This is a genomic window from Kitasatospora sp. NPDC089509, from assembly GCF_044749365.1.
Taxonomy (GTDB): Bacteria; Actinomycetota; Actinomycetes; order Streptomycetales; family Streptomycetaceae; genus Kitasatospora.
Map to the genome: position 1 here is coordinate 221,358 of NZ_JBIVHS010000008.1, position 21,089 is coordinate 242,446.

The 21,089-nt window shown below is 73.5% G+C and carries 22 protein-coding genes; 9 read left to right on the top strand and 13 right to left on the bottom strand.

What is annotated here, in order from left to right; all coding sequences use genetic code 11:
- Positions 1-8: 8 nt before the first annotated feature.
- Positions 9-1,610 carry a PucR family transcriptional regulator gene (locus tag ACIP4P_RS19660; protein ID WP_400920085.1) on the bottom strand — a complete coding sequence of 534 codons (1,602 nt, stop codon included), beginning with the start codon at positions 1,608-1,610 and terminating at the stop codon, positions 9-11.
- Positions 1,611-1,756: 146 nt separating this feature from the next.
- On the opposite strand from ACIP4P_RS19660, the gene ACIP4P_RS19665 reads away from it, so the two are divergent.
- The 4 genes from ACIP4P_RS19665 (at position 1,757) to ACIP4P_RS19680 (ending at position 6,516) form a co-directional block, all read left to right on the top strand.
- The gene (locus ACIP4P_RS19665) at positions 1,757-2,353 is read left to right on the top strand and encodes a PadR family transcriptional regulator (RefSeq protein ID WP_400920087.1); all 597 of its coding nucleotides are present in this window, start codon (positions 1,757-1,759) and stop codon (positions 2,351-2,353) included.
- The gene (locus tag ACIP4P_RS19670; RefSeq protein ID WP_400920089.1) at positions 2,350-3,621 is read left to right on the top strand and encodes an FAD-dependent oxidoreductase; all 1,272 of its coding nucleotides are present in this window, start codon (positions 2,350-2,352) and stop codon (positions 3,619-3,621) included. Before ACIP4P_RS19665 ends, ACIP4P_RS19670 begins: the two co-directional genes overlap by 4 nt.
- 177 nt (positions 3,622-3,798) lie before the next feature.
- A complete protein-coding gene (pruA, locus tag ACIP4P_RS19675) occupies positions 3,799-5,427 on the top strand; it encodes an L-glutamate gamma-semialdehyde dehydrogenase (protein ID WP_400920091.1) in 1,629 nt (542 codons plus the stop codon).
- A 159-nt stretch (positions 5,428-5,586) separates the two neighbouring features.
- Positions 5,587-6,516, top strand: coding sequence for a proline dehydrogenase family protein (locus ACIP4P_RS19680; protein ID WP_350511643.1), 930 nt, complete (start codon positions 5,587-5,589; stop codon positions 6,514-6,516).
- Between the two features lie 73 nt (positions 6,517-6,589).
- On the opposite strand, the gene ACIP4P_RS19685 is transcribed toward ACIP4P_RS19680, so the two are convergent.
- A complete protein-coding gene (locus ACIP4P_RS19685) occupies positions 6,590-7,183 on the bottom strand; it encodes a Uma2 family endonuclease (protein WP_400920094.1) in 594 nt (197 codons plus the stop codon).
- Between the two features lie 149 nt (positions 7,184-7,332).
- Here ACIP4P_RS19685 and ACIP4P_RS19690 point away from each other — a divergent pair, with 149 nt between their 5' ends.
- Positions 7,333-8,025 (top strand): RraA family protein, encoded by a 693-nt coding sequence (locus tag ACIP4P_RS19690; RefSeq protein ID WP_400920096.1) that lies wholly within the window; start codon positions 7,333-7,335, stop codon positions 8,023-8,025.
- 5 nt (positions 8,026-8,030) lie between these two features.
- Here ACIP4P_RS19690 and ACIP4P_RS19695 read toward each other — a convergent pair whose 3' ends face one another.
- The 4 genes from ACIP4P_RS19695 to ACIP4P_RS19710 all read right to left on the bottom strand — a co-directional run bounded on the left by ACIP4P_RS19695 (position 8,031) and on the right by ACIP4P_RS19710 (position 12,504).
- Entirely contained in the window at positions 8,031-8,519 is a 489-nt protein-coding gene (locus ACIP4P_RS19695) for a GNAT family N-acetyltransferase (RefSeq protein WP_400920098.1), read from the bottom strand.
- A gap of 55 nt (positions 8,520-8,574) precedes the next feature.
- Positions 8,575-9,537 carry an SGNH/GDSL hydrolase family protein gene (locus ACIP4P_RS19700; RefSeq protein ID WP_400920100.1) on the bottom strand — a complete coding sequence of 321 codons (963 nt, stop codon included), beginning with the start codon at positions 9,535-9,537 and terminating at the stop codon, positions 8,575-8,577.
- A gap of 158 nt (positions 9,538-9,695) precedes the next feature.
- On the bottom strand, positions 9,696-10,988 hold the full coding sequence (locus tag ACIP4P_RS19705) for a TerD family protein (protein WP_400920301.1): 1,293 nt from the start codon (positions 10,986-10,988) through the stop codon (positions 9,696-9,698).
- A gap of 193 nt (positions 10,989-11,181) precedes the next feature.
- The gene (locus ACIP4P_RS19710; protein ID WP_400920102.1) at positions 11,182-12,504 is read right to left on the bottom strand and encodes a hypothetical protein; all 1,323 of its coding nucleotides are present in this window, start codon (positions 12,502-12,504) and stop codon (positions 11,182-11,184) included.
- A 320-nt stretch (positions 12,505-12,824) separates the two neighbouring features.
- Here ACIP4P_RS19710 and ACIP4P_RS19715 point away from each other — a divergent pair, with 320 nt between their 5' ends.
- Positions 12,825-13,325 (top strand): SsgA family sporulation/cell division regulator, encoded by a 501-nt coding sequence (locus ACIP4P_RS19715; protein ID WP_400920104.1) that lies wholly within the window; start codon positions 12,825-12,827, stop codon positions 13,323-13,325.
- Here ACIP4P_RS19715 and ACIP4P_RS19720 read toward each other — a convergent pair.
- From ACIP4P_RS19720 to ACIP4P_RS19730, 3 genes are all read right to left on the bottom strand, one after another.
- The gene (locus ACIP4P_RS19720) at positions 13,244-14,869 is read right to left on the bottom strand and encodes a GAF domain-containing protein (RefSeq protein WP_400920106.1); all 1,626 of its coding nucleotides are present in this window, start codon (positions 14,867-14,869) and stop codon (positions 13,244-13,246) included. The two genes, ACIP4P_RS19715 and ACIP4P_RS19720, sit on opposite strands and share 82 nt — an antisense overlap.
- Before the next feature lie 193 nt (positions 14,870-15,062).
- The gene (locus ACIP4P_RS19725; RefSeq protein ID WP_400920108.1) at positions 15,063-16,178 is read right to left on the bottom strand and encodes a M56 family metallopeptidase; all 1,116 of its coding nucleotides are present in this window, start codon (positions 16,176-16,178) and stop codon (positions 15,063-15,065) included.
- The gene (locus ACIP4P_RS19730) at positions 16,178-16,609 is read right to left on the bottom strand and encodes a BlaI/MecI/CopY family transcriptional regulator (protein WP_400920110.1); all 432 of its coding nucleotides are present in this window, start codon (positions 16,607-16,609) and stop codon (positions 16,178-16,180) included. The genes ACIP4P_RS19725 and ACIP4P_RS19730 overlap by 1 nt, the downstream gene beginning before the upstream one ends.
- 126 nt (positions 16,610-16,735) lie before the next feature.
- On the opposite strand from ACIP4P_RS19730, the gene ACIP4P_RS19735 reads away from it, so the two are divergent.
- The 3 genes from ACIP4P_RS19735 (at position 16,736) to ACIP4P_RS19745 (ending at position 18,736) form a co-directional block, all read left to right on the top strand.
- Positions 16,736-17,404, top strand: a complete 669-nt coding sequence (locus tag ACIP4P_RS19735; protein WP_400920112.1) for a DedA family protein — start codon at positions 16,736-16,738, stop codon at positions 17,402-17,404.
- The gene (locus tag ACIP4P_RS19740) at positions 17,404-18,072 is read left to right on the top strand and encodes a phosphatase PAP2 family protein (protein WP_400920114.1); all 669 of its coding nucleotides are present in this window, start codon (positions 17,404-17,406) and stop codon (positions 18,070-18,072) included. Before ACIP4P_RS19735 ends, ACIP4P_RS19740 begins: the two co-directional genes overlap by 1 nt.
- 148 nt (positions 18,073-18,220) lie before the next feature.
- Complete coding sequence (locus tag ACIP4P_RS19745) at positions 18,221-18,736, top strand: pyridoxamine 5'-phosphate oxidase family protein (RefSeq protein ID WP_400920116.1); 516 nt, start codon at positions 18,221-18,223, stop codon at positions 18,734-18,736.
- On the opposite strand, the gene ACIP4P_RS19750 is transcribed toward ACIP4P_RS19745, so the two are convergent.
- The 4 genes from ACIP4P_RS19750 to ACIP4P_RS19765 form a co-directional block, all read right to left on the bottom strand.
- Positions 18,706-19,377, bottom strand: coding sequence for a hypothetical protein (locus ACIP4P_RS19750; protein ID WP_400920118.1), 672 nt, complete (start codon positions 19,375-19,377; stop codon positions 18,706-18,708). The two genes, ACIP4P_RS19745 and ACIP4P_RS19750, sit on opposite strands and share 31 nt — an antisense overlap.
- A gap of 51 nt (positions 19,378-19,428) precedes the next feature.
- Positions 19,429-19,716: a hypothetical protein gene (locus ACIP4P_RS19755; protein WP_400920120.1), complete on the bottom strand. Its 288-nt coding sequence runs from the start codon at positions 19,714-19,716 to the stop codon at positions 19,429-19,431.
- A gap of 6 nt (positions 19,717-19,722) precedes the next feature.
- Positions 19,723-20,127: a hypothetical protein gene (locus tag ACIP4P_RS19760; RefSeq protein WP_400920122.1), complete on the bottom strand. Its 405-nt coding sequence runs from the start codon at positions 20,125-20,127 to the stop codon at positions 19,723-19,725.
- Positions 20,128-20,223: 96 nt separating this feature from the next.
- Positions 20,224-20,865 (bottom strand): hypothetical protein, encoded by a 642-nt coding sequence (locus ACIP4P_RS19765; RefSeq protein ID WP_400920124.1) that lies wholly within the window; start codon positions 20,863-20,865, stop codon positions 20,224-20,226.
- Positions 20,866-21,089: the final 224 nt, after the last annotated feature.

Genomic DNA, 21,089 nt, shown 5'->3' on the forward strand with positions numbered 1-21,089 from the left:
GGTGGTGACTACTCGTCCGCGGGAAGCCGCAGCTGCAGCATCGCCAGCAGCCGCTGCTGCGGCTGGGCGAGGTCGATGCCGGTCAACTGCTCGGCGCGGCGCACCCGGTAGCGCAGGGTGTTGGGGTGGATGTGCAGGGCGTCGGCGGCGACCCGGACCTCGCCCAGCGCGTCCAGCCAGGCCAGCACGGACTCGGCGAGCCGGGTGCCGTGCCGGCGGTCGTACGCGGTGAGCGCGGTGAGCCGGGGGTCGCGCAGGCCGCCGCGCTCCTGGAGCAGCGCCAGCATCTCGCTGACCAGCACCTCGGCCTGGACGTCGATCAGCGCGGCGACGTCCAGGTCCACCCCGCCGCGGCCCATCGCGTCCAGGATCCGGTCGGCCTGGGCGCGCGAGTCCGGCACCTGGGACAGGCCGTCGACGGTCGAGCCGATCGCGGCGCGCAGCGGGACGCCGAGGTGCTCCCGGGCCGCGGTGACCACCTCGGCGGCCCAGTCGCGCACGGTGCTCATCGGCAGGCCGGGCGGCAGTTCGGGCAGCAGCACGTAGACCCGGGACTCGATCGGGGCGAGCAGCGCGGTGCGGTGCCGGGCGGCGGTGTGCACCGAGATCAGGCCGGTGACGTCGGAGCGGTGCAGCGCCTCGGTGGTGTGGGCGCCGTAGGCCAGCACGGTGGCCGGGCGGCGCAGGTCCAGGCCGAGGTGGGTGGCCAGTGACTGGGGGCCGGTGGAGCCTTCCAGCAGTCCGGTCAGCAGGGTCTGGGTGAGCCGGACGTCGGCGGACAACTCCCGGCGACGGCGCACCAGTTGGGCGGCCGCGACCCGGGCGGCGCCGACCAGGGCCTGCTCCGCGTGCGGGGCCAGCGGCTGGGCGCCCTCCTGCACCCAGATGGTGCCGAGCGGCTGCGCCCCGGCCCGGATGCCGACCGCGAGGCGGCGGCGCAGGCCGAGCTCGGGGTGCGGCTCGACCGCGATCGGGGCGTCCGAGCTGCGCAGGTGCTGGAAGATTCCCCACTCGCGGAGCTTGGAGAGGTACGGCTCCGGGCCCTGCCAGCCGAGGATCGACAGCCGGCGCAGGTCGTCGACCTCGTCGGAGTCGGAGGAGCGGGAGTAGGCGAGGACCCGGCTGGAGGTGTCCTCGATCGAGACGATGCCGTTGGTGAGCACGGCGACGGTCTGGGCGAGGGAGAAGAGGTCGCCCGCGTTGGGCTCGGGGGTGCCGGGGGCGGCCGGGGCGTCGGGGCCGGCGATGATCGCCCGGGCGAGTGAGTCCAGGTGCTCCCAGCGGGTCTCCCGGCGCACCGACAGCAGGGCGACGCCCGCGTCGGTGGCGGCCTCGCGCAGGGCGTCGGCCTGGCCGGGGGCGTCCAGCTTGACCGCGACGGCGGCGGCACCGGCCCGGCCCGCCGCGCGCAGGGCGGGCAGCGCGGCCCGGCCGCGGGCGCCGATGGCGAGGACGAGTTCACCGGGGGAGGCGGTCGGCGGGTCCTCCGGGTCGAGGATCGCGACGTCGCGCACGGGGACGTCCAGGCCCAGGGGGGCGGCCTGGAGTTCGACCAGGGGCTCGCCGAGCGACATCAGCAGCTGGCGGAGCGGGAGGCCGGGTGTGGTCACGTCCCTCCTTCTTCGTCCGGGCGGACAGCGTTCCGCGGTCGATTTTAGCCGGGCGGACAGAGGGCGGATTGGTTGGGCCTGAATAGTTGACTTCGACTATACGAGAATGGATAGTCAGTACCGACCAATTGATGGGGAACGCTCTCATGGCGAAGCGACGCAAGGTCTCGAACCCGCTGGCCCTGGTGGTCCTGGCCGAGCTCGGAGCCGAACCGATGCACCCTTACGAGATGGGGCGCCGGCTCAAGGAGCACGGCAAGGACCGCAACGTGAAGTACAACCGCAGCTCGCTCTACATGGTCGTGGAGCAACTGCGGAAGGCCGGGTTCGTCGCCGAGCAGGAGACCGTCCGCGACACCCAGCGGCCGGAGCGCACCGTCTACGCCCTCACTCCCGAGGGCCAGGCGGAGATGCTCGACTGGATGCGCGAGTGGCTCTCCGAACCGCAGGACGAGTACCCGGCGTTCGGGGTCGCCCTGTGCCTGCTGGTGGTGCTCCCGACCGAGGAGTCGGCCGCCCTGCTCGGCCGGCGGCTGGAGGCGCTGGACGAACGGATCGACGCCTCGCGCGCCCTGCTGCACAAGGGCGGGGAGCTGGGCGTCCACCCGATGTTCGTCGTCGAGGAGGAGTTCGCCCTCGCGATGCTGCAGGCCGAGCGCCGCTATACCGAGAGGCTCATCACACAGATCGGGGACCCGGAGTTCAACCGGACCCTGCGGGACTTCATGAGGAGTCTGCAATGAGCGAACCGCGTACGTCGAGCAGGAAGGCCCTGGTCATCGGCGGCGGCATCGCCGGCCCGGTGACGGCGCTGGCGCTGCACAAGGCCGGCATCGGGGCGGAGGTCTTCGAGGCCTACCGGAGTTCCGCCGAGGGCATCGGCGGGACCTTCGGGATCGCCCCCAACGGGCTCGGCGCGCTGGCCGTCGTCGGGCTGGAGGCGGAGGTCGGCCGGATCGGGCAGCCGGTCGGACCGATGGTGATCGAGGACGGCAAGGGCGGCGTGCTCGGCGAGTTCGCCGGCCTCGCCGACCTGCCGCGCCAGCGGCTGATGCGCCGCGCCGAACTGTACGAGGTGCTGCGGCGGCGGCTGCGCGAGACGGGCATCGAGGTCCGGCACGGCAAGCGCCTGGTCGGCGCCGAGGAGGGCGCCGACGGCATCACCGCCCACTTCGCCGACGGCAGCAGCGCCACCGGCGACCTGCTGATCGGCTGCGACGGCACCGGTTCGGCCGTACGGACCCTGATCGACCCGGCCGCGCCCGCCGCCCGGTACACCGGGCTGCTCGGCATCGGCGGCTACAGCGCGTACCGGCTGCCCGGCCGGGCCGGGCGCGGCGAGAGCGTGCACTTCGCCAACGGCGCCCGCGCCTTCTTCGGCTACTGGGGCCAGGCCGACGGCAGCGGCACCGCCTGGTTCAGCAACATCCCGCAGCCCGAGCAGCTGAGCCCCGAGGAGGTCCGCGACGCCGGGATGGACGAGTGGCTGCGCCGCTGCCGCGAGCTGCACGCCGACGACCGGCCGGCCCGGGACGTGCTGCGGCTGGCCGACCCCGCCACCATGGAGGCCTTCCCCCGGCTGGAGATCATGCCGTCCGTCCCGCACTGGTACCGCGGCCGGATGGTGCTGGTCGGCGACTCGGTGCACGCGCCGTCCAACAGCTCCGGCCAGGGCGCCTCGCTGGCCGTCGAGAGCGCCGTCGAACTCGCCCGCTGCCTGCGCGACCTGCCCGACCACACCGCCGCCTTCGCCGCGTACGAGGCGATGCGCCGGCCCCGGGTCGAGAAGATCGCCGCCGACGCGGTGCGCACCAACAACCAGAAGGCCTCCGGGCCGGTCGCCCGGATGCTGTTCCGGGCGGTCGCGCCGATCGCGATGAAGACCTTCATGAGCCCGGAGAAGATGCTCCGCCCCGTCCACGGGTACCGGATCGACTGGGAGCGGCGGGTGGTGCCGGTGGTGCCAGGGGTGCCGGTGGGTCGGGGGAAGCGTGCCGGGCGGGCCGCCTGACGGGCGGTCGTGACCGCGGCGTGACCGCCTTCGTCGGGCCGGACAACGCCGTACGGGGGAATTTAGCCGCCCGGCCAATCAAGTGGCCGGGCGGGCAGGAATAGCGTTCGTGCTGTGGCCCGCGTGTGACCCGCGCAGGCAATCCCCCCGCATTGAACGAAGGAGAGCGTGCGCTCTATGGACGCTGTGACCCAGGTCCCCGCGCCGGTGAATGAGCCGGTCCACAGCTACGCCCCCGGCAGCCCGGAACGGGCTCGCCTGGAGGCCAAGCTGAAGGAGCTGGGCGGCCAGGAGCCGGTCCAGCTGACCATGACGATCAACGGTGAGCGCCGGATGGGCGGCGGCACCGAGATCCACGTAGTCCAGCCGCACAACCACGCGGCGAGGCTCGGCACCCTGCGCAACGCCACCCAGGCCGACGCGCAGGAGGCCATCGACACTGCCCTGGCCGCAGCCCCGGCCTGGCAGGCGCTCTCCTTCGACTCGCGCGCCGCGATCTTCCTCAAGGCCGCCGACCTGCTGGCCGGCCCCTGGCGCGAGACCCTGGCCGCCGCCACCATGCTCGGCCAGTCCAAGACCGCCCAGCAGGCCGAGATCGACACCCCCTGCGAGCTGGTCGACTTCCTGCGCTTCAACGTGCACTTCGCCCGCCAGATCATGGCCGAGCAGCCGATCTCCTCGGACGGCGTGTGGAACCGCAGCGACCACCGCCCGCTGGAGGGCTTCGTCTACGCGATCACCCCGTTCAACTTCACCGCGATCGCCGGCAACCTGCCGACCGCGCCCGCGCTGATGGGCAACGTGGTGCTGTGGAAGCCGTCCCCGACCCAGCAGTACTCCGCGCACCTGCTGATGCAGCTGCTGGAGGAGGCCGGTCTGCCCAAGGGCGTCATCAACATGGTGACCGGCGACGGCCTGGACGTCTCCGCCGTCGCGCTCAAGCACCCGTCGCTGGCCGGCATCCACTTCACCGGCTCCACCGCCACCTTCCAGCACCTGTGGCGCGAGGTCGGCAACAACATCGCCGGCTACCGCACCTACCCGCGGATCGTCGGCGAGACCGGCGGCAAGGACTTCCTGGTCGCCCACCCGTCGGCCGACCCGGCCGTGCTGAAGACCGCGATGACCCGCGGCGCCTTCGAGTTCCAGGGCCAGAAGTGCTCGGCGCTCTCCCGCGCCTACGTCCCCGCCTCGATCTGGGCCGGCCTCAAGGACGAGTTCGCCGCCGAGGTCGACGGCCTCACCATGGGCGACGTCACCGACCTGTCCAACTTCATGTCGGCCGTCATCGACGAGCGCGCCTTCGCCAAGAACAAGGCCGCCCTCGACCGCGCCCAGGCCGACGAGACCGTCGAGGTCCTGGCCGGCGGCACCTACGACGACTCCGTCGGCTACTTCGTCCGCCCGACCGTGCTGGTCTGCCAGGACCCGGCCGCCGAGTACTTCCGCGAGGAGTACTTCGGCCCGATCCTCGCCGTGTACGTCTACGAGGACGAGAAGTACGAGGAGATGCTGGCCCAGATGGAGTCCGTGTCGGCCTACGGCCTGACCGGCGCCATCATCGCCCAGGACCGCGCGGCGGCCCAGGACGCGATGCACAAGCTGCGCTTCGCCGCCGGCAACTTCTACATCAACGACAAGCCGACCGGCGCCGTCGTCGGCCAGCAGCCCTTCGGTGGCGGCCGGGCCTCGGGCACCAACGACAAGGCCGGCGCCAAGCAGAACCTGGCGCGGTGGACCTCGACCCGCTCGGTCAAGGAGACCTTCGTCCCGCCGACCGACTACCGCTACCCGCACATGGGCTGACCAGCCCCCCGACCAACCGGCTCGCTCCGTAGCCAACGGTCACCCGCGACGCCCGGTCCCGCAGCCGGGCGCCGCCCCGCCGGGGCGGCGGCTCACCCCCGTACCGCCGCCCCGGCCCTCTTTCTGCCACCCTTGGAAACACCAGCTCCTGGAGTCACGATGCTCCGTTCCGCCCTTCTCGCGGCCTCCCGGTCCCCCCAGGTCCGCACCGTGGTCGAGAAGTTCCCCCCGACCCACGCGATAGTCGAGCGCTTCGTCGCCGGCGACGTCCTCGACGACGCCGTGACCGCCACCGACGACCTGATCGCCACCGGCCGCAAGGTCACCCTCGACCACCTCGGCGAGGACACCCAGGACGCGGCCCAGGCCGCCGGCACCGCCGAGGCCTACGAGCACCTGCTCAAGGCCCTCAAGGAGACCGGCCTGGCGGCCGGCGCCGAGGTCTCGGTCAAGCTGTCGGCCGTCGGCCAGTTCCTGCCGGTGGACGGCGAGAAGATCGCGCTGGAGAACGCCCGCCGCATCTGCGAGGCCGCCGCCGCAGCGGGCACCACGGTGACCCTCGACATGGAGGACCACACCACCACCGACTCCACCCTCGCCATCGCGCGCGAGCTGCGGGCGGACTACCCCTGGCTGGGCGTCGTCCTCCAGGCCTACCTGCGCCGCACCGAGGCCGACTGCCGCGAGTTCTCCGGCCCCGGCTCCCGCGTGCGCCTGTGCAAGGGCGCCTACAAGGAGCCCGAGTCGGTCGCCTTCCAGGGCAAGCACGAGGTCGACCTCGCGTACGTCCGCGCGCTGAAGGTCCTGATGGCCGGCGAGGGCTACCCGATGATCGCCTCGCACGACCCCAACATGATCAAGATCGCGGGCCAGCTGGCCCAGTGGAACAACCGCACCCGGGACTCCTTCGAGTACCAGATGCTGTTCGGCATCCGCCCCGAGGAGCAGCTGCGCCTCGCGGAGGAGGGCAACACCATGCGGGTGTACCTCCCGTACGGCCAGGAGTGGTACGGCTACTTCATGCGCCGCCTCGCCGAGCGCCCCGCCAACCTCACCTTCTTCCTGCGCGCCATGGCCACCCGTAGCTGACCCGGCGCCGCAGCGGCGGAACGGCCCGCACCCCTGACGGGGGGTGCGGGCCGTTTTCGTGTTCAGGGAGCGGTCAGAGGAAGTCCTTGGTGTCCAGCTCGAACTCGAACGGGGCGGGGAGGGCGAGGGGCTCGCCGAAGGCGGCGAGGTGGACCTCGGTGTACTCGTCGCGGTGGGGCTTGGAGAAGAGGCTGACCTGCGATTTCTCGCGGTCGATGAGGAGGTAGAGCGGGATGCCGGCCCGGGCGTAGCAATGCCGCTTGGCGATGCGGTCCTGGTTGGGCTTGCTGGAGGTGACTTCGGCGACCAGCTCGATGCCGTCCGGTTCCATCCATGGTGGCGCACCCCGGAGGATGCGGAGCTCCTCGGGTGCGTACATGGCGTCCGGGATCACGTGGTTCTTCGGACAGAGGCCGCCACTCACCAGGCGAAGGCCCTTGTTGTTGGACAGGCTCATGTCGGTCTTGGAACGCCGGATCACCTGCTTGGTCAGGTGATTGATGTGGTCCTCGTGATCGCCGTCCGGCGGTGGTGCCACGATGATCTCTCCCTCGATGAGCTCAGCCCGGAAGCCTTCGGGGGAGTGCAGGCTCAGGAAGCTCTCCAGCAGGATGTCGGCCTGCGATGGGGAGTTCGTGATCGGTTGCTCATGCGCCACAGCACTCATGATGCCCCTCCTTCGGATGAACGTCACGCTATTCGCCCATTGGTCGGGTTATGCAGTACACGGCGGACTTTCACTCGATGGTGTGAGTTTGGGGCCCGGCGTAGGATTTCGGGGCTGGTCAACTGGGTTTTTGGCGGGAGGAGTTGGGGATGTTGAAGCAGTTCGCGGAGCTGTCCACGCCGTTGGTGGCGGATGCCTGTGTGCGGCTCGGGGTGGGGGTGCGGGCGGCGCCGGTGGGGGTGGCGGCGGTGGTGGCCGGGGCCCGGGTGGCGGGGCGGGTGCTGCCGGTGCGGCACTACGGGAGCGTGGACGTGTTCCTGGAGGCGTACGGGTCGGCGCTCGACGGGGACGTGCTGGTGATCGACAACGGCGGGCGGACCGACGAGGCCTGCATCGGGGACCTCGCGGTGCTGGAGGCGCGGGCCGCCGGGGTGGCCGGGATCGTGGTGTGGGGGCTGCACCGGGACACCCCGGAGCTGGTGGAGATCGGGCTGCCGGTGTTCAGCTACGGCGCGCTGCCGCTGGGCCCGCTGCGGCTGGACGGGCGGGAGCCGGAGGCGCTGGAGTCGGCGCGGTTCGGGCCGCACCGGGTGGGGGTCGGCGACGTGGTGTTCGCGGACGCCGACGGGGTGCTGTTCGTGCCGGCCGACCGGGTCGAGGAGGTGCTGGCGACGGCGGAGGTGATCGCCCGGACCGAGCGCACCCAGGCGGAGCGGATCACGGCCGGGGACACCCTGCGGCGGCAGACCCGGTTCGAGGAGTACCTGGAGGGGCGGGCCGCCGACCCGTCGTACAGCTTCCGGCAGCACCTGCGGCGGGTCGGCGGGGCGATCGAGGAGTAGGCCGCTCAGAGCGGGAGGTGCATGACGTGCAGGCCGACGTAGCCGTCGACCGGGTGGTGGAAGGCTTCGGGGACGGTGCCGACGATCTCGAAGCCCAGTGACCGGTAGAGCTTGACGGCATGGTGGTTGTTGGCGGCCACCGCGTTGAACTGCATGGCGCGGTAGCCGGCCCGGCGGGCCCAGTCGATGCTGTCCTCGACCAGGGCCCGCCCGATGCCCTTGCCGTGGTGCGCCGGGTCGACCATGTAGCTGGCGCTGGCCACGTGCCCGCCGTTGCCGGGGCGGTTGCGGTTCATGGTGGCGGTGCCGAGGACCCGGCCGTCGTCGTCCACCGCGACCACCGTGCGGTCGGGGGCGGAGTGCATCCACCACTCCCGGCCCAGCTCGGAGGGCATGTCGAGGGGGTAGGGGAAGGTCTCGCCGGCGGCGACGATGGTGCGGAAGAACGGCCAGATGGCCGACCAGTCCTCGGGGGTGGCTTCGCGGATGATCATCCGGCCAGGATGATCCCCGGGGACGGGGTACGCCAGTGGTTTTCCCGGGGAACCGTCAGCCGAGGACGGTGGACTCGACCTGGGCGGCCATGAAGGCCTGGCCCTCGGCGTTGGGGTGCACCAGGGCGTACTGGAGCGGGACGACGCTGCTCAGCAGGCCGTTGATCCAGTGGTCGGAGTCGCAGACGCTGTGCCCGGCGGAGCCGGGGTAGAGGTCCACGTAGGTGTCCTGCTGGGCCGAACTCACCTGCTCGATGGCCAGGTTGAGCGGCTCCAGGATGTTGGTGCGGGCCCAGGCGAGGTCGCCGAGGGTGAAGGTGCCGAACTGCAGCAGGTCGCCGTAGCGGCAGCGGGTGGTGTCCGCGGGGAACAGATGGGGGTAGCCGACGGTGATCACCCGGGCCTTCGGGGCCTGCTGGTGCAGCGCGCCGAGCATGGTGTCGTAGTTGTTGCGCAACTGGGCGAAGCGGTCGGGAAGTTGGGCGTTGTACTTGTCCTTGCAGGGGGTGCCCGTGCCGAGGTTGGCGGCGCCGAGTTCGATGCAGTCCTTGAGGATCTGGGCGAAGCCGAGGTCGTTGCCGCCGACCTGGACGGTGACCACGTCGGATTCCGGGGCGACGGCGTCGATCTGCGGGGGGACGGCCGGGTAGGGGGCGTTGGGGTCGGTGCCGAGCGGGGGGAGCGGGCGGCCCTGCGGGATCTGCTTGTCCGCGTAGACGTTCAGCGTGGTGGCGCCGCTGCAGCTGGGGTTGTGCAGGTCGGCCAGGGGACCGAGCTCCTGGCGGATCAGCTCGGGGTAGGAGCCGGTGGTGCGGGCACAGCCGTCCTCGGGCTCGGTCAGGGCACCGGCGGCCGCGATCAGGCCCGCGGTGTAGGAGTCGCCGAGGGTGGCCCACTTCAGTGCGCCGGCCCGGACGGCGGGCTTGGCGGCGGCCTGGGCGGCGGTGGGCGTGGTCAGGCCGACGGCGAGGGCGACGGCGGTGCCGGCGACGGCGAGGCGGGACGGGAAGCGGCGCACGGTCTCTCCTCCACGGGTGCACGGGTGCGGAAGTGCGGGGGAGAACGCGAATCACCCCCCGGAGAGTCAATCGAGTCGATCCGTGGACGACTTGAGACCCCAGGAGGGTGAATTCGCGGGCGTGGGCGTGACGTTCCGGGCTGGGCCGGGGGCAGGGGTCAGAGCAGCGCGGCGGAGGGTTCGATCATCGCCCGGGCGGTCTTGCCGTCGACGAACTCGCCGAGCGCCGTCATCTCCCACTCGCCGGAGGGGCGGCGGACCAGCTTGCACATCACCACGCCGGTGCGCGGCTCGGAGTGGGTCAGGTCGAAGCGGACCAGCTCCTCCTCGGTGCGGACGTCCACCAGGCGGCAGTAGGCGTTGCGCAGCTCGGTGAAGTTCTGGCCGGAGAAGGAGTTGACCACGAACACCAGCGCGTGGACCTCGGCCGGCAGGCCGTCCAGGTGGACGGTGATCGCCTCGTCGTCGCCGCCGTCGCCGCCGACCAGGTTGTCACCGGAGTGGGAGATCGCGCCGTTGAAGATGGTCAGCTTCATGAACCAGGCCGTCTCCAGCCGCTTGTGCCGGGCGTCGAAGGCGAGGCAGGAGGCGTCCAGGTCGATGTCGCGGCCGCGGGCGGCGGACTCCCAGCCGAGGGCCATCCGGACCGAGGAGAGGAAGGGGCGGCCGTTCTTCACCAGTGAGACGGAGCTGCCCTTGACCAGGTTGACCCGGCCCTTGTCCAGGGTGACCTTGGGGCGTTCGGCGGCGGCCGGCGCGGGCACGGTCGGGGTGGGGGCCGGTGGGGCGGCGGGCATGGCGGGGATGGTGGCCAGGGCGATCCGGGGGTCCAACGGGGGCAGCGGCGGAACCTCGGGGAGGGGCGGAAGCGGCGGCACCGGGGGAACCGGGGGCAGGGGCGGCAGCGGCGGGGTGGTGAACTGCACGGTCACCCCACCGGCGGAGGCCGGGGCCGGGGAGTCGTCGACGGTGACGCCGAAGTCGGTGGCGATGCCCGCCAGGCCGTCGGCGTAGCCCTGGCCGACCGCGCGCACCTTCCAGGCGCCGCCCCGGCGGTAGACCTCGACCACGATCAGCGCGGTCTCCCGGCCCAGTCGGGGCGGGGTGAAGGTGACCAGCACCTCGCCGGTCTCGGTGTCCCGGACGGTGGCGGTGGGCTCGATCCCGGCGAAGGTCGCGGACTGGTCGGCCGGGCTGGCGGTGACCACGACCTTGCTGATCCCGGCCGGGACGGCCGTGGTGTCGACGGTGATCGCGTCCGGCGCCCCGGCGGTGGCCGGGCGCAGACTGACGCCGGGTCCGTGCGGGGCGTTGAAGAAGACGAAGTCGGCGTCCGAGCGGACCTTGCCGTTCTCGGTCAGCAACAGGCCGGAGACGTCCAGCGCCTTGGGCGCGGTGACCTCGACGGTCACCCGCGCGGCGGTCAGCGGTGCATTGCCGCCTTGGGTCAGGACGGTGGACAAGGACTCCTCCTCGGATCCGGAACGACGGCCCGGGCCGGGGCCGGTGGGGGCGCCGGGCCGGGTGCTGCTCACAGTAACGAACGGAGGTGCGGGGATGAGCCCGGCCGGCTGATCGTCGGACGATCGGAACGGTCGAGTGGGCGGTGGGAAGGGGAGGGAACGGCAGGCGGGCGGGCGGCGGTCAGCGGGACCGGTGGGCCAACTGCTGGGCGGGCTGCGGCGACAGCGGGCCGAAGCCGCCGAGCGCGGCCACCGCACGGGGGTGGTCGATGCCGAAGGCGGCGGCGTTCCAGCTCTCCTGCGGGCCCGGCCTGCGGGTCGGGCCGACGGGGTGGTCGGCCGGGCGGCTGCCGCGCACCGCGAATCCGTACCGACCGGGCCTGACGTCGGTGCCGGGCGGAGTGGTGAAGCGGTAGACCAGGCTGCCGCGTTCCTGCTGGACGGTCACCACGGCGCCCGGCAGGTCGGTCCAGGCGGTGCCGCTGCCGGGGGCCAACTCGCCCGGGACAAGCCGGAATTCGGCCTGGAGGGCGGTGACGGGCTCGGTCACGGTGAGGTCGAGGGCGTGCCGCAGGCCGTCCCGTCCGACCGGGCCGGTCAGGCCGGTGCCGGTCAGGGTCCGCTCGGCCTCCGGGGTGGCGTCCTCGGCCCCGGCGGCGGGGGCGTCGTCAGGGCGGGGGGTGGAGCCGGGGGCCGTGGTGCCCGGCGTGGGACCGACCGGGCCGACGGCAGCACCGGGCCGGGCGGGGTTGGCCGGCTGGAGTGCGGGCGGGCGCGGGGACCGGCCGGCGTCGGCCGTTCCGGCACCGGGCGGTCCGGGCTGCCCCGAGGGGCCGGGCTGTCCGGGCTGACCTGGTTGACCGGGCTGTCCGGCGGAAGGGCTGGGCTGACCGGACGCGGTGGACGCGCCGGACTGACCGGATGTGCCGGACGGTTGGGCCGTGGCCGTGGCCGAGGCCGAGGGTCCGGTGGCGCCAGGCCGCCCGCCCGCCTCGGTGGCGTTCGGCCCGGAGCCGCCCGCGGGGCTGCCCGTCGCGGACCGTGGGTCGTGCCCGGTGGCGGCCTCCCCGCCGACGGACGGGACGACCGGGACCGCACTGCCCGTCCGCAGGCCGGACGGCGGGGTGGGCGCGGCGTTCGCGGGTCCGGACGGATGCGCCGGGGCGTGCCCCGAGGGCTTCGGCGGGTGCGGCCGGCCGGAGGGGGCGGGGGCGTCGGTGGTCTGGTCGGAGGCGGTCTCGGCCTGGTCGGTGTCGCCGGGGCTGGGCGGCGGGCTGGTGCCGACCCGGGCGACGCCGGCCCGCCGGCCGATGCCCTGCTGCTCGTTCAGCAGGAGGGTGGTGGCGATGCTGATGCCGACCACGGTGGACATCGCCATCGCGGCACCGGAGAAGCGCAGGGTGGGCAGTCGGAACCGGCCGCCGAACGGGCGCGGCCGCCCGTGCCGACCCTGTCGTGCGGGCTCGTGCTGCACGTCCCGCGTGGTCTCCCCACGCACAGCCACCGGACCCCTCCCTCCCCGAAGCCGCCGTCGCGTCGCCGTATTCTCCCACGCACCGCCGCCGGGCCCGGATCCGGCCGTCCCGGGGCCGGTCCCGCCGCGGGGAGGGGGAGAGCGTACCAGCGGGCGGCCGGAGTGCAGACCTGGTCGACGGCTTTTCCGGACATCCGTTCGACAAAAGGAAGTTGACGATCCGTCTGATAGGACTGATGGTGGTTCGTCGGGTCGTCCAGGGGTGGTTGCAACCCCCTTGCAACCCTTGCCCGCCCGGTCGCGGGTGGCGCAGGCTGATGGCATCCCGCGCCGTTCCCGGAGAGACCGTCATGCCGCCCGACCCGCTGTCCGCAGCCTCCAGTGCCCCCCTCGCCGCCACCCCCACGGGCGGCGATGGGGGCGGCTCCACCGCCGCTCCGGCGGCGGTGGAGGAGGTGCTGATGCTGCGGATCTCGCTGGGCGAGGAAGTGGTCGGCGAGGTGCGCACCCGGTTCCGCTTCGACGCCGCACGCCCCTACGAGGTGCTGCTGACCTTCCACGTGGGGCGTCCGGACGAGGCGGACTGGGTGTTCTCACGCGACCTGCTGCGCGACGGACTGCGGACGCTGAGCGGCCAGGGCGACGTCAAGCTGTGGCCGGCCTACTGCCCCTGCCACGGCTCGACGCTGCACCTGGCGCTCGAATCCCCGCACGGCAGCGCCCTGTTGGAGGCCTCCAAGCCCCGGGTGCAGTCCTGGCTGGACCGCACCTACGCACTGGTCTCGGCCGAGGCGGAGCGCGACTGCGGCCCGACCGACGCCCAGTTGGCCGCCCTGCTCACGGGCGGCTGAACCCCGGCGGTGCCGTTCCTGGGCTGACCGAGAACGCCGGTCGTACCGGGAACGCCGGTCGTACCGGGAACGCCGGTCGTACCGGGAACGCCGGTCGCACCGGGAACGCCGTTCTCGGCCGCGCGCCGCGGCGGCGGTACGGTCCCGGCGGCGTCCGGCAGCCGGACCAGGCCCGCCGCCAGTTCCGCCCGCAGCCGCCGGACGGCCGGCGCGGTGGAGGCGGGCAGCAGGTCGAGCGGGTCCTCCGGCCCCTCCACGGTGACCAGCACCGAGTCGGCGAAGCGGTACGGCCGGTGGGCCAGCAGGCCGCCCAGGTAGCGGCGCAGCCGGGAGAGTTCGGCGCGCACCGTCACCGTCCGCCCGGCGTCGCCGAACAGCGCCTCGGCGAGCTGCGCCGCGGTGTTGCCCTCGCGGGTGGTGGCGAGCAGCAGCAGGAGCTCGGCGTGACGCGGGCTGACCGGGTGCGACCAGCTGTCGGCCGTGCCCCGGACGGACAGTTCGGCGCGGTCCGGGCGGCGCAGGTCGAGCCGGAGCCGGGCGCCCTCGGCCCGTTCGGCGCTCACCGTGCCGGGGCCGTCCGGCTCGCCGTCCCGGGCCCGGCGGACCGGGCGGACCAGCCAGCCGTCCGCGAGCGGTTCCAGTACGCACTCGCCCAGCCCCGGCACCCAGTGCACGGCGGCCGGGGCCCAGCCCTCGCTGGGGATCCGCAGTCGGCTGGGTGGCGGCAGCCCGGCCGAGGCGGCGGTCCAGCCGGCCGCGTCCACCACCAGGGCCGGGCCGCCGACCCGGGCGAGCAGCGGGGCGGCCAGCGTGCGCAGCTGGTTCAGCGCCTCCAGCCGGTGGGCGCGCAGTTCGGTCTCGGCGAGCCGGGCGGCGGTGGCGGTGAGCTGGAGCAGGTACGGGCGGACGTTGCGGGCCGGGCCGCTGAGGTTGACCGCGCCGACCAGCCGGCCGGTGGCCGGGTCGTGCACCGGCGCGGCCACGCAGGTCCAGGTGTGGTGGCTGCGCAGGTAGTGCTCGGCGGAGTGGACGTGCATCGGGCGCTGGGCGCGCAGTGCGACGCCGATGCCGTTGGTGCCGACGCTCTCCTCGATCCAGCGGGCGCCGGTGACGAAGCCGATCCGGTCGGCGCTGCGGCGCAGGCCGCGCTCGCCCTCCTGCCAGAGCACATGGCCGTCGGCGTCGGCGATGGCGAGGATCAGCGGGGCCTGGCCGACCGGGGCGAGCAGGGTCTCGCGCAGCACCGGCATGACGTTGTCCAGCCCGCTGGTCCGGCGGCGCTGCTCCAGCTCGGCGGGGCCGAGCAGGACGGTGGCGGCGCCGGTGTCGGGGTCGAGGCCGAGGCGGCGCAGCCGGGCCCAGGAGTCGCCGATCTCGGGGCGGGGTTCGAGCCGGCCGGGCCCGCCCGGGCCGCCGGTCTCGGGGAGGACGAGTTCCCGGGCGGCGGCGTCGGCGAGGGTCCGCTCGTGGACCTTGGCCAGTTCCGTCGCGGTCGGCGGGGTGCGGCGTTCTGGTCGTCGGGACTGCCGTCCGGTCTGCCGCACTCGCGTTGCTCCTCGCCGCCGTTCGAGGACGCGTCGGGGTCGACGCGCTGACGAAAGCGTACGGGTGCGGTGGGCATGTGGGGACGGGGTCTGCCAAGTCCGGATACCGGTCGGTACGGAAACCGTTCCGAGGTGGTGCGGTGCGCTGTCCCGGGGCGGGGCCCGGTGCGGGTCCCAGGGCGTCGGAGCCGCCCTAGCGCTCCGTGCCGGGTTCGTGCTGGGCGGTCTCGACGGTGTGGTGGAGGTCGGCGGTGGCCTCCAGGGTGGCGCCGGTGGTCAGGGCCAGGCAGGCGGCCAGGGCCAGGGCGACGGCCCGCAGCCGGGTGGCCGGGGTGGTGGAGGGGCGGGGCTGGAGCAGTGCGGCGACCCGGCGCGGGACCGGGCCGGAGTGGGCGGCGGCGACCAGCCGGGGGCGGGCCGGCCAGGGCGAGCGGCTGGCGGCGAGGGCGGCCCGGCCGACCGCGCGGGCGGTCACGGTGCGGTCGCCGACCCGGGCGGCGGCCACCTCGTCGGCCCAGCGCTCCAGGTGGTACCCGAGGGGCGCGCGCAGCGGGCGGAGCGCCGGGTGGAGGTCGGCGGCGTGCTCGGCGAGGGCGAGGAAGACGTGGTGGCGGCCGGTCAGGTGGGCGCGCTCGTGGGCGAGCAGGGCGGAGCGCTCCGGCCCGCTGAGGGCGCGCAGCATGCCGGAGGTGACCACGATCCGCCCGGGCTCGCCGGTCCGGCCGGGGCGGCCCAGACGGCCGGGGAGGGCGAAGGCGTCGGCGCGGTCGTCGTCCAGCACGGTGAGCGGGTGCTCGGCGGGGTGGCGCAGCCGTTCCAGGGCCTGCCGCAGCCGGTCCGTGGCGCGCGCCCGGCGCACGGAGGCGCTCCGGGGGCGCATGTCCGGATGCTGGTCGGGGGCCGTCTCAGCGGCCGTCCCGGGGGCCGTCGGAGCGGTCCCGGTGGCCGTTCCGACGGGCAGTGCGGCCCGGGCGGCCCGCAGTTCCCGGCGGCGGCGGCCGACGGTCCGGACCGCCAGGGCGGTGAGCGCGGCCAGCGCGAGGCCGGCCACGGCCGCCGCGAGCGGGGCGCCGGGTGCGTCGGCGGTGAGCCAGGGCAGCGAGAGGTGGCCGAGGGCGGCGACCGGGGGCAGCTGGAGCAGTCCGGCGGCGGCGAGCAGCCCGAGCGAGCAGAGGGTGCCGCCGGCCAGGACGGTGGCGGTGCCGGCCAGCAGCCAGGCCGCGGCCCGGGGCGGCAGCGCCTCGGCGAGCCGGCGGGCCAGCGGGGCGGTCAGGAAGGGCAGCAGCAGCGGCGCCCAGACGGCGATCATCACGGCGCGCCCGCCGATCCCGGTCGTGGACCGTCGCCGCCGTTGCCGTCACCGCCGTTGCCGTCACCGCCGCCGAGCAGGGCGCGCAGCAGCTGCTCGTCCTCGGCGGAGAGGTCGGACACGAACCGGGCGAGCACGGTGGAGCGGTCGGCCTCGCGGCCCAGCTCGGTGTGCATCCGGCGGGCGGCGAGGCCCGCGGTGTCCTGGACGGTCGGGGTGTAGGCGTAGGCGCGGCCCGCCCGGGTGCGCTCGACCGTCCCCTTGTCGTGCAGCCGGGCCAGGATCGTCGCGATGGTGGTGCGGGCGAGGTCCCCGCCGAGCGCCGTCTGGACGTCCTGCGGCGTCATCGGCTGCCGGGCCGACCACAGGGCGGCCAGCACCTCGGCCTCCAGCTCCCCGGCGGGCCGACGGGCGGACGGTACGTCGGACATGGCGGCGCTTCCTCCAACTTTCGTCTACAGTCATGTAGACCGTCTACGTCACTGTAGACGGTCCGGGCGGGTCCTGCGGCGAACCGCGGGGAAACCGCCCTCCAACGTACGGGAGGTCCGCCAGCCTTGCTCCAGTTCCCTGCCGATCCGGCCGCTCACCTCGCGGTGAACGTGCTGGACGCCTCCTCGCTGCTCGCCGCCTTCGGCGCACTGGGCATCGCCGTGGTGCTCTTCGCCGAGACCGGTCTGCTGGTGGGCTTCTTCCTGCCCGGCGACTCGCTGCTGTTCACCGCGGGCCTGCTCTGCGTGCCCGGCGCCACCAAGGGGCCGCAGCTGCACCTGTGGCAGGTGATCCCGGCCGCCCTGGTCGGTGCGCTCGCCGGGGCCCAGGTCGGCTACCTGATCGGTCGGCGCGGCGGCCGGGCGCTGCTCGCCCGCACCCGGCGCAAGAGCCTGCTGGAGGGCGTGGCCCGGGCCGAGGAGCTGCTCGCCAAGTACGGGCACGGCAAGGCGATCGTCCTGGCCCGGTTCATCCCGGTGGTCCGGACGGTGCTCAATCCGCTGTGCGGCGTACTCGAAGTGCCGGCTCGCTCGTTCACCTTCTGGCAGGTGACGGGCGGCGTGGTCTGGACGGTCGGCGTGGTGCTGGCCGGGTACGGGCTCGGATCCTCGATTCCCGGGATCGACCAATATCTGCTGCCGATCATCGGTCTGGTAGTAGTTGTCTCCGTGTTCCCCATTGTTCTCGAACTGTTCCGCGCCCGTAAGGCGCGCCGTCACGGAGGTGACGTGTGATGTCCTCTCGGGCCCTGGCCGTCTACGACGGCAGCGGGATCGACGGCGGTCTCTACACCCGGGTCAACGGGTGGGCCCAGTCGGCCCCGCACTGGCTGGACGACGTGATCAAGGTCTGGTCGGCGATCGGCCTCGGCCTGTTCGCGCTGTTCATGCTCTACGCCTGGTGGCGGGCGCGCGGCGCCGACTCCGCCGTGATGGCCCGGGTGCTGGCCTCGCCGGTGATCGTGGTCGTCGCGTACGGGATCAACTCGGTGCTCAAGGGCATGGTCGAGGAACTCCGGCCGTGCGCCCAGATCAAGGGCAGCATCTCGCTGGAGACCTGCCCGGCCGCCGGGGACTGGTCCTTCCCGAGCAACCACTCGGTGATCGCCTTCGCCGCCGCGATCTCGCTCTGGTTCGTCAGCCGCCGGCTCGGCGTCGTCGCCACCGTCTTCGCGGCGCTGATGGCCGCCTCCCGGGTCTGGGTCGGCGTGCACTACCCGCACGACGTGGCGGTCGGCGCCCTGGTCGGCATCGTGGTCGCGCTGCTGCTGGCCCCGCTGGCCGGCCGCTGCGGGCCGCTGGTGGACCGGATGCGGTCCGGCGCGCTGCGCCCCCTGCTGGGCCCCGGCACGCCGCCGGTGGTCAGCCGCGGCTACGCCTCGGCCGGGGCGCGGCAGTACTAGCCAGTCCGTGACCTGTCGGCCCCTTGTCCGGTTTCGGACGGCGGGTGGAGCATATGAGCCGGGTGCGGTGCCCCTGACGGGGGCGCCCGCCCGGCTCAGTCGTGTCCGGGGCACGAAGGCGCCGGGCGCCAGCGGAGGGGAGTGCCGAATGCCGTACCGACTCGACATCACGCAGGGGGACTGGCCGGGCGACCTGCTGAACAAGGGCGTCGAAGGGCTGCTCGCCGAGGCCATGGTGCTCACCCTCGCCACCGCCGGCCACGAGCACGGGCCGCACGCCAACCTGGCCTTCTTCGCCTACGACGAGGACCTCGTCCTGTACTTCGTCAGCGAGCGCTCCACCCGGCACAGCCACCACCTGGCCGACGAGGCCCGGGCCGCCGCCACCGTCTTCCTGCCGCCGCCGGCCTTCGGCGAGCACCTGCGCGGGCTGCAGCTCACCGGCAGCGCGAGCGAGGCCTGGGGGCGGCAGGCCGAGGCCGCGCTGGCGGCGTACCAGGGGCGCTACCCGGCCTTCGCCCAGGACGAGGAGGTCCGGCGGCAGTACCTCACCGGGGGCGGCGCGGCCGCGCTGTACCGCTTCCAGGTCGAGGAGCTGACGGCCGTCGACGAGCCCAACTTCGGGCGGCGCAACTACCTGCGGGCCCGGGTGGTGCGGGGGTAGCCGTCCTTCTTCCCGCTGATGGTGCGTCCGCGCCGGAACGGGACCCGCCGGGGCCGGCCGTTGCGGGCCACCGCCACGCCGAGGCCCGCGACGGCGGCCATCAGCACGGCGTCCAGGGCGGCGGCGATCGTCAGGTCCTTCGCGAAGTCCACGTCGCCCGGGGCGGTCGCCGCCGCGACGCCCTCCGGGTCGTAGCGGATCACCACCCGGTCGCCGACGGCGTGGGAGTGCAGGCCCCCGTACACCGTGCCGTTGGGGATCGGCAGGCCGAGCGCGCCGGCCAGGTCGTAGGTCGAGTTCGGGTGCTTGTCGCCGGGGTGGTCGTGCGCCTCGGCGACCGTCGCGGTCACGGTCAGCCCACGGGCGTTCAGGATCACCGCGTCCCGGGCCGAGATCACCTCCCCGAGCGCCCCGCCCCACAGCGCCACCGAGAGGATCGCCGCCCAGCAGCCCACCGGACCTCCCAGCAACCGGACCAGCCCGACGATCCAGGCCACCCCGATCACCAGCCCGAGCAGCCAGGCCGTCCCGAGCCCGACGTACGTGCTCACCGCCACCAGCCCGAACGTCCCGGCCGGCACCGCCGCCACCAGGGCGGCGGTCAGCACCACCGTCGCACGTCTGCTCCGCGTCCCCGCCATGACCTTCCCCCGCTCCTCGCTACGACGGGGTGGAAGCGTACGCCCGCATCCTCAGTCGGGAGGCAGGGGGAGTTCCCCCTGGTCGAGGAAGAGATAGGTGTGGAGCTTCTCCAGATACGCATACATCTCCTCGTCCGTCTCGAACTCGACCCAGGTGAGCTCGCAGTACTCGCCTCGGGTGAGATCCCGCTCCTCGAAGAGTTGCGTGAACCACCTCTGCAGGTCCTCTCCCCAGGCCGGGTTGGACCTGCTGATGGTCGTCTTCAGGCGCTCCATGGAGGAGAAGGCCATCTCGACGTTGAGGTACTGCCGCATGAATCCGGCGAGTTCGGGTTCCATGTGATCTCAGTCGGGCGGGAGCGGGATTTCGGTGGCGCCGAGGAAGAGGTATGCCCGGACTTCTTCCAGGTACGCGTACATCTCCTCGTCGGTCTCGAATTCGATGAAGGTGCGGTCGCAAAATTCGCCCCGGGTCGCGGTCCGCTCCGTGAGCAATTCGTCGAACAGCTTCCTCAGGCGCTCACTCCAGTTCGGCAGGCCTGTGACGGTCTGCTTGAGGCGGTCCACGTATTGTGCGGTCTCGATGTTGAGATAGGACTCGAAGAATCCTGCCAGGTAGGAGTTCATGGGAGTCCTCAGGGGCTCCCTGAGCGCCTTGCTCCGGTTCTCGAAGGTCGGTGCGGCGTCCGTCGGTTCGCCCGGCCGGATCTTGAACTCCGGTCCGCCGGCCTTGGCGGCGTCATCACCCACGGCTGATCCCCCCGCACTGTCCGTCCATCGGAGATGGTGCGAAGAACAGGACGGCCGGTGGGCCGACGGGGTTTCAGGGCGGCGGAGTGAGGCGAGTCACGTGCCTCGACGGTCGGTGGGGCGGCGGACGGACCAGAGGATGATGCCGTCGAGGACGGCGTTGAGGGTGAGGAAGCCCAGGAGCGGGGCGGGGGAGTCGGCCTCGCCGGGGAGTTCGGGGGCGACCCGGCCGGTCGGGTCCATCCGGACGGTGATCACGTAACCGGGCCGGAAGCGGGCCGTGTCCGGTCGGAGGTCGCCGCCGGGGACGGGGGTGCCGTCGGGGGTGGTCAGGGCGTAGGAGCGGGACACGGCGCCCCGGTTGGACTTCTCGATCCGCTCGGCGCGGACCACGGCGGTCACCTCGCTGCCGGAGCGCAGGATCAGGCCGCGCCAGGCGTTGGCCCCGAGCAGGTACGCGAACAGGCCGGTGAGGGTCATGATGGCGAGGCACCCGGTCAGGGCCTTCTGGAAGGCGGGGTTGCGGACGGCCTCGCCGCGCAGTGTGAAGACGGCGATCAGGGCGGCGGGGTAGAGCAGGCCCAGGACGATGGCGAGCCGGCGGTCGAGGTAGACGTCCACGGCGATGACGCCGAGGATCAGGCCGGTGGACAGGCCGATGACCGCCAGTGCGTGGCGGAGGCGGCGGTGCCGGTCGGCGCTGCTCTGGACGACGTACCCGGTCGTGAGGACGGCCATGGAGCACCCCCGTTGTCGCCGGTCTGCTGTCGGCGTGAGGTTAACTCCGCCGTCCTGTAAGGAGATTGGGCTTTGACGGATCCCGTACGGGGCCGATACGGGTTCCGTACGGCCGGGGCGGGGGCCGGGGGGGGGGGGGGCCCCCCCCCCCCCGCGCCCCGGGGGGGGGGGGGGGGCGGTGTGCCCCCGAGGGGGTGTTGAACACCCCCCCCCCCCACAACAAC

Coding starts and splice junctions, on each gene's coding strand:
- ACIP4P_RS19715 (WP_400920104.1), top strand. CDS start 12,825: ATGCCGCCCGACCCGCTGTCCGCAGCCTCCAGTGCCCCCCTCGCCGCC.
- ACIP4P_RS19745 (WP_400920116.1), top strand. CDS start 18,221: ATGCCGTACCGACTCGACATCACGCAGGGGGACTGGCCGGGCGACCTG.
- ACIP4P_RS19685 (WP_400920094.1), bottom strand. CDS start 7,183: ATGAGTGCTGTGGCGCATGAGCAACCGATCACGAACTCCCCATCGCAG.
- ACIP4P_RS19690 (WP_400920096.1), top strand. CDS start 7,333: ATGTTGAAGCAGTTCGCGGAGCTGTCCACGCCGTTGGTGGCGGATGCC.
- ACIP4P_RS19755 (WP_400920120.1), bottom strand. CDS start 19,716: ATGGAACCCGAACTCGCCGGATTCATGCGGCAGTACCTCAACGTCGAG.
- ACIP4P_RS19740 (WP_400920114.1), top strand. CDS start 17,404: ATGTCCTCTCGGGCCCTGGCCGTCTACGACGGCAGCGGGATCGACGGC.
- pruA (WP_400920091.1), top strand. CDS start 3,799: ATGGACGCTGTGACCCAGGTCCCCGCGCCGGTGAATGAGCCGGTCCAC.
- ACIP4P_RS19680 (WP_350511643.1), top strand. CDS start 5,587: ATGCTCCGTTCCGCCCTTCTCGCGGCCTCCCGGTCCCCCCAGGTCCGC.
- ACIP4P_RS19730 (WP_400920110.1), bottom strand. CDS start 16,609: ATGTCCGACGTACCGTCCGCCCGTCGGCCCGCCGGGGAGCTGGAGGCC.
- ACIP4P_RS19725 (WP_400920108.1), bottom strand. CDS start 16,178: ATGATCGCCGTCTGGGCGCCGCTGCTGCTGCCCTTCCTGACCGCCCCG.
- ACIP4P_RS19670 (WP_400920089.1), top strand. CDS start 2,350: ATGAGCGAACCGCGTACGTCGAGCAGGAAGGCCCTGGTCATCGGCGGC.
- ACIP4P_RS19750 (WP_400920118.1), bottom strand. CDS start 19,377: ATGGCGGGGACGCGGAGCAGACGTGCGACGGTGGTGCTGACCGCCGCC.
- ACIP4P_RS19695 (WP_400920098.1), bottom strand. CDS start 8,519: ATGATCATCCGCGAAGCCACCCCCGAGGACTGGTCGGCCATCTGGCCG.
- ACIP4P_RS19665 (WP_400920087.1), top strand. CDS start 1,757: ATGGCGAAGCGACGCAAGGTCTCGAACCCGCTGGCCCTGGTGGTCCTG.
- ACIP4P_RS19765 (WP_400920124.1), bottom strand. CDS start 20,865: ATGGCCGTCCTCACGACCGGGTACGTCGTCCAGAGCAGCGCCGACCGG.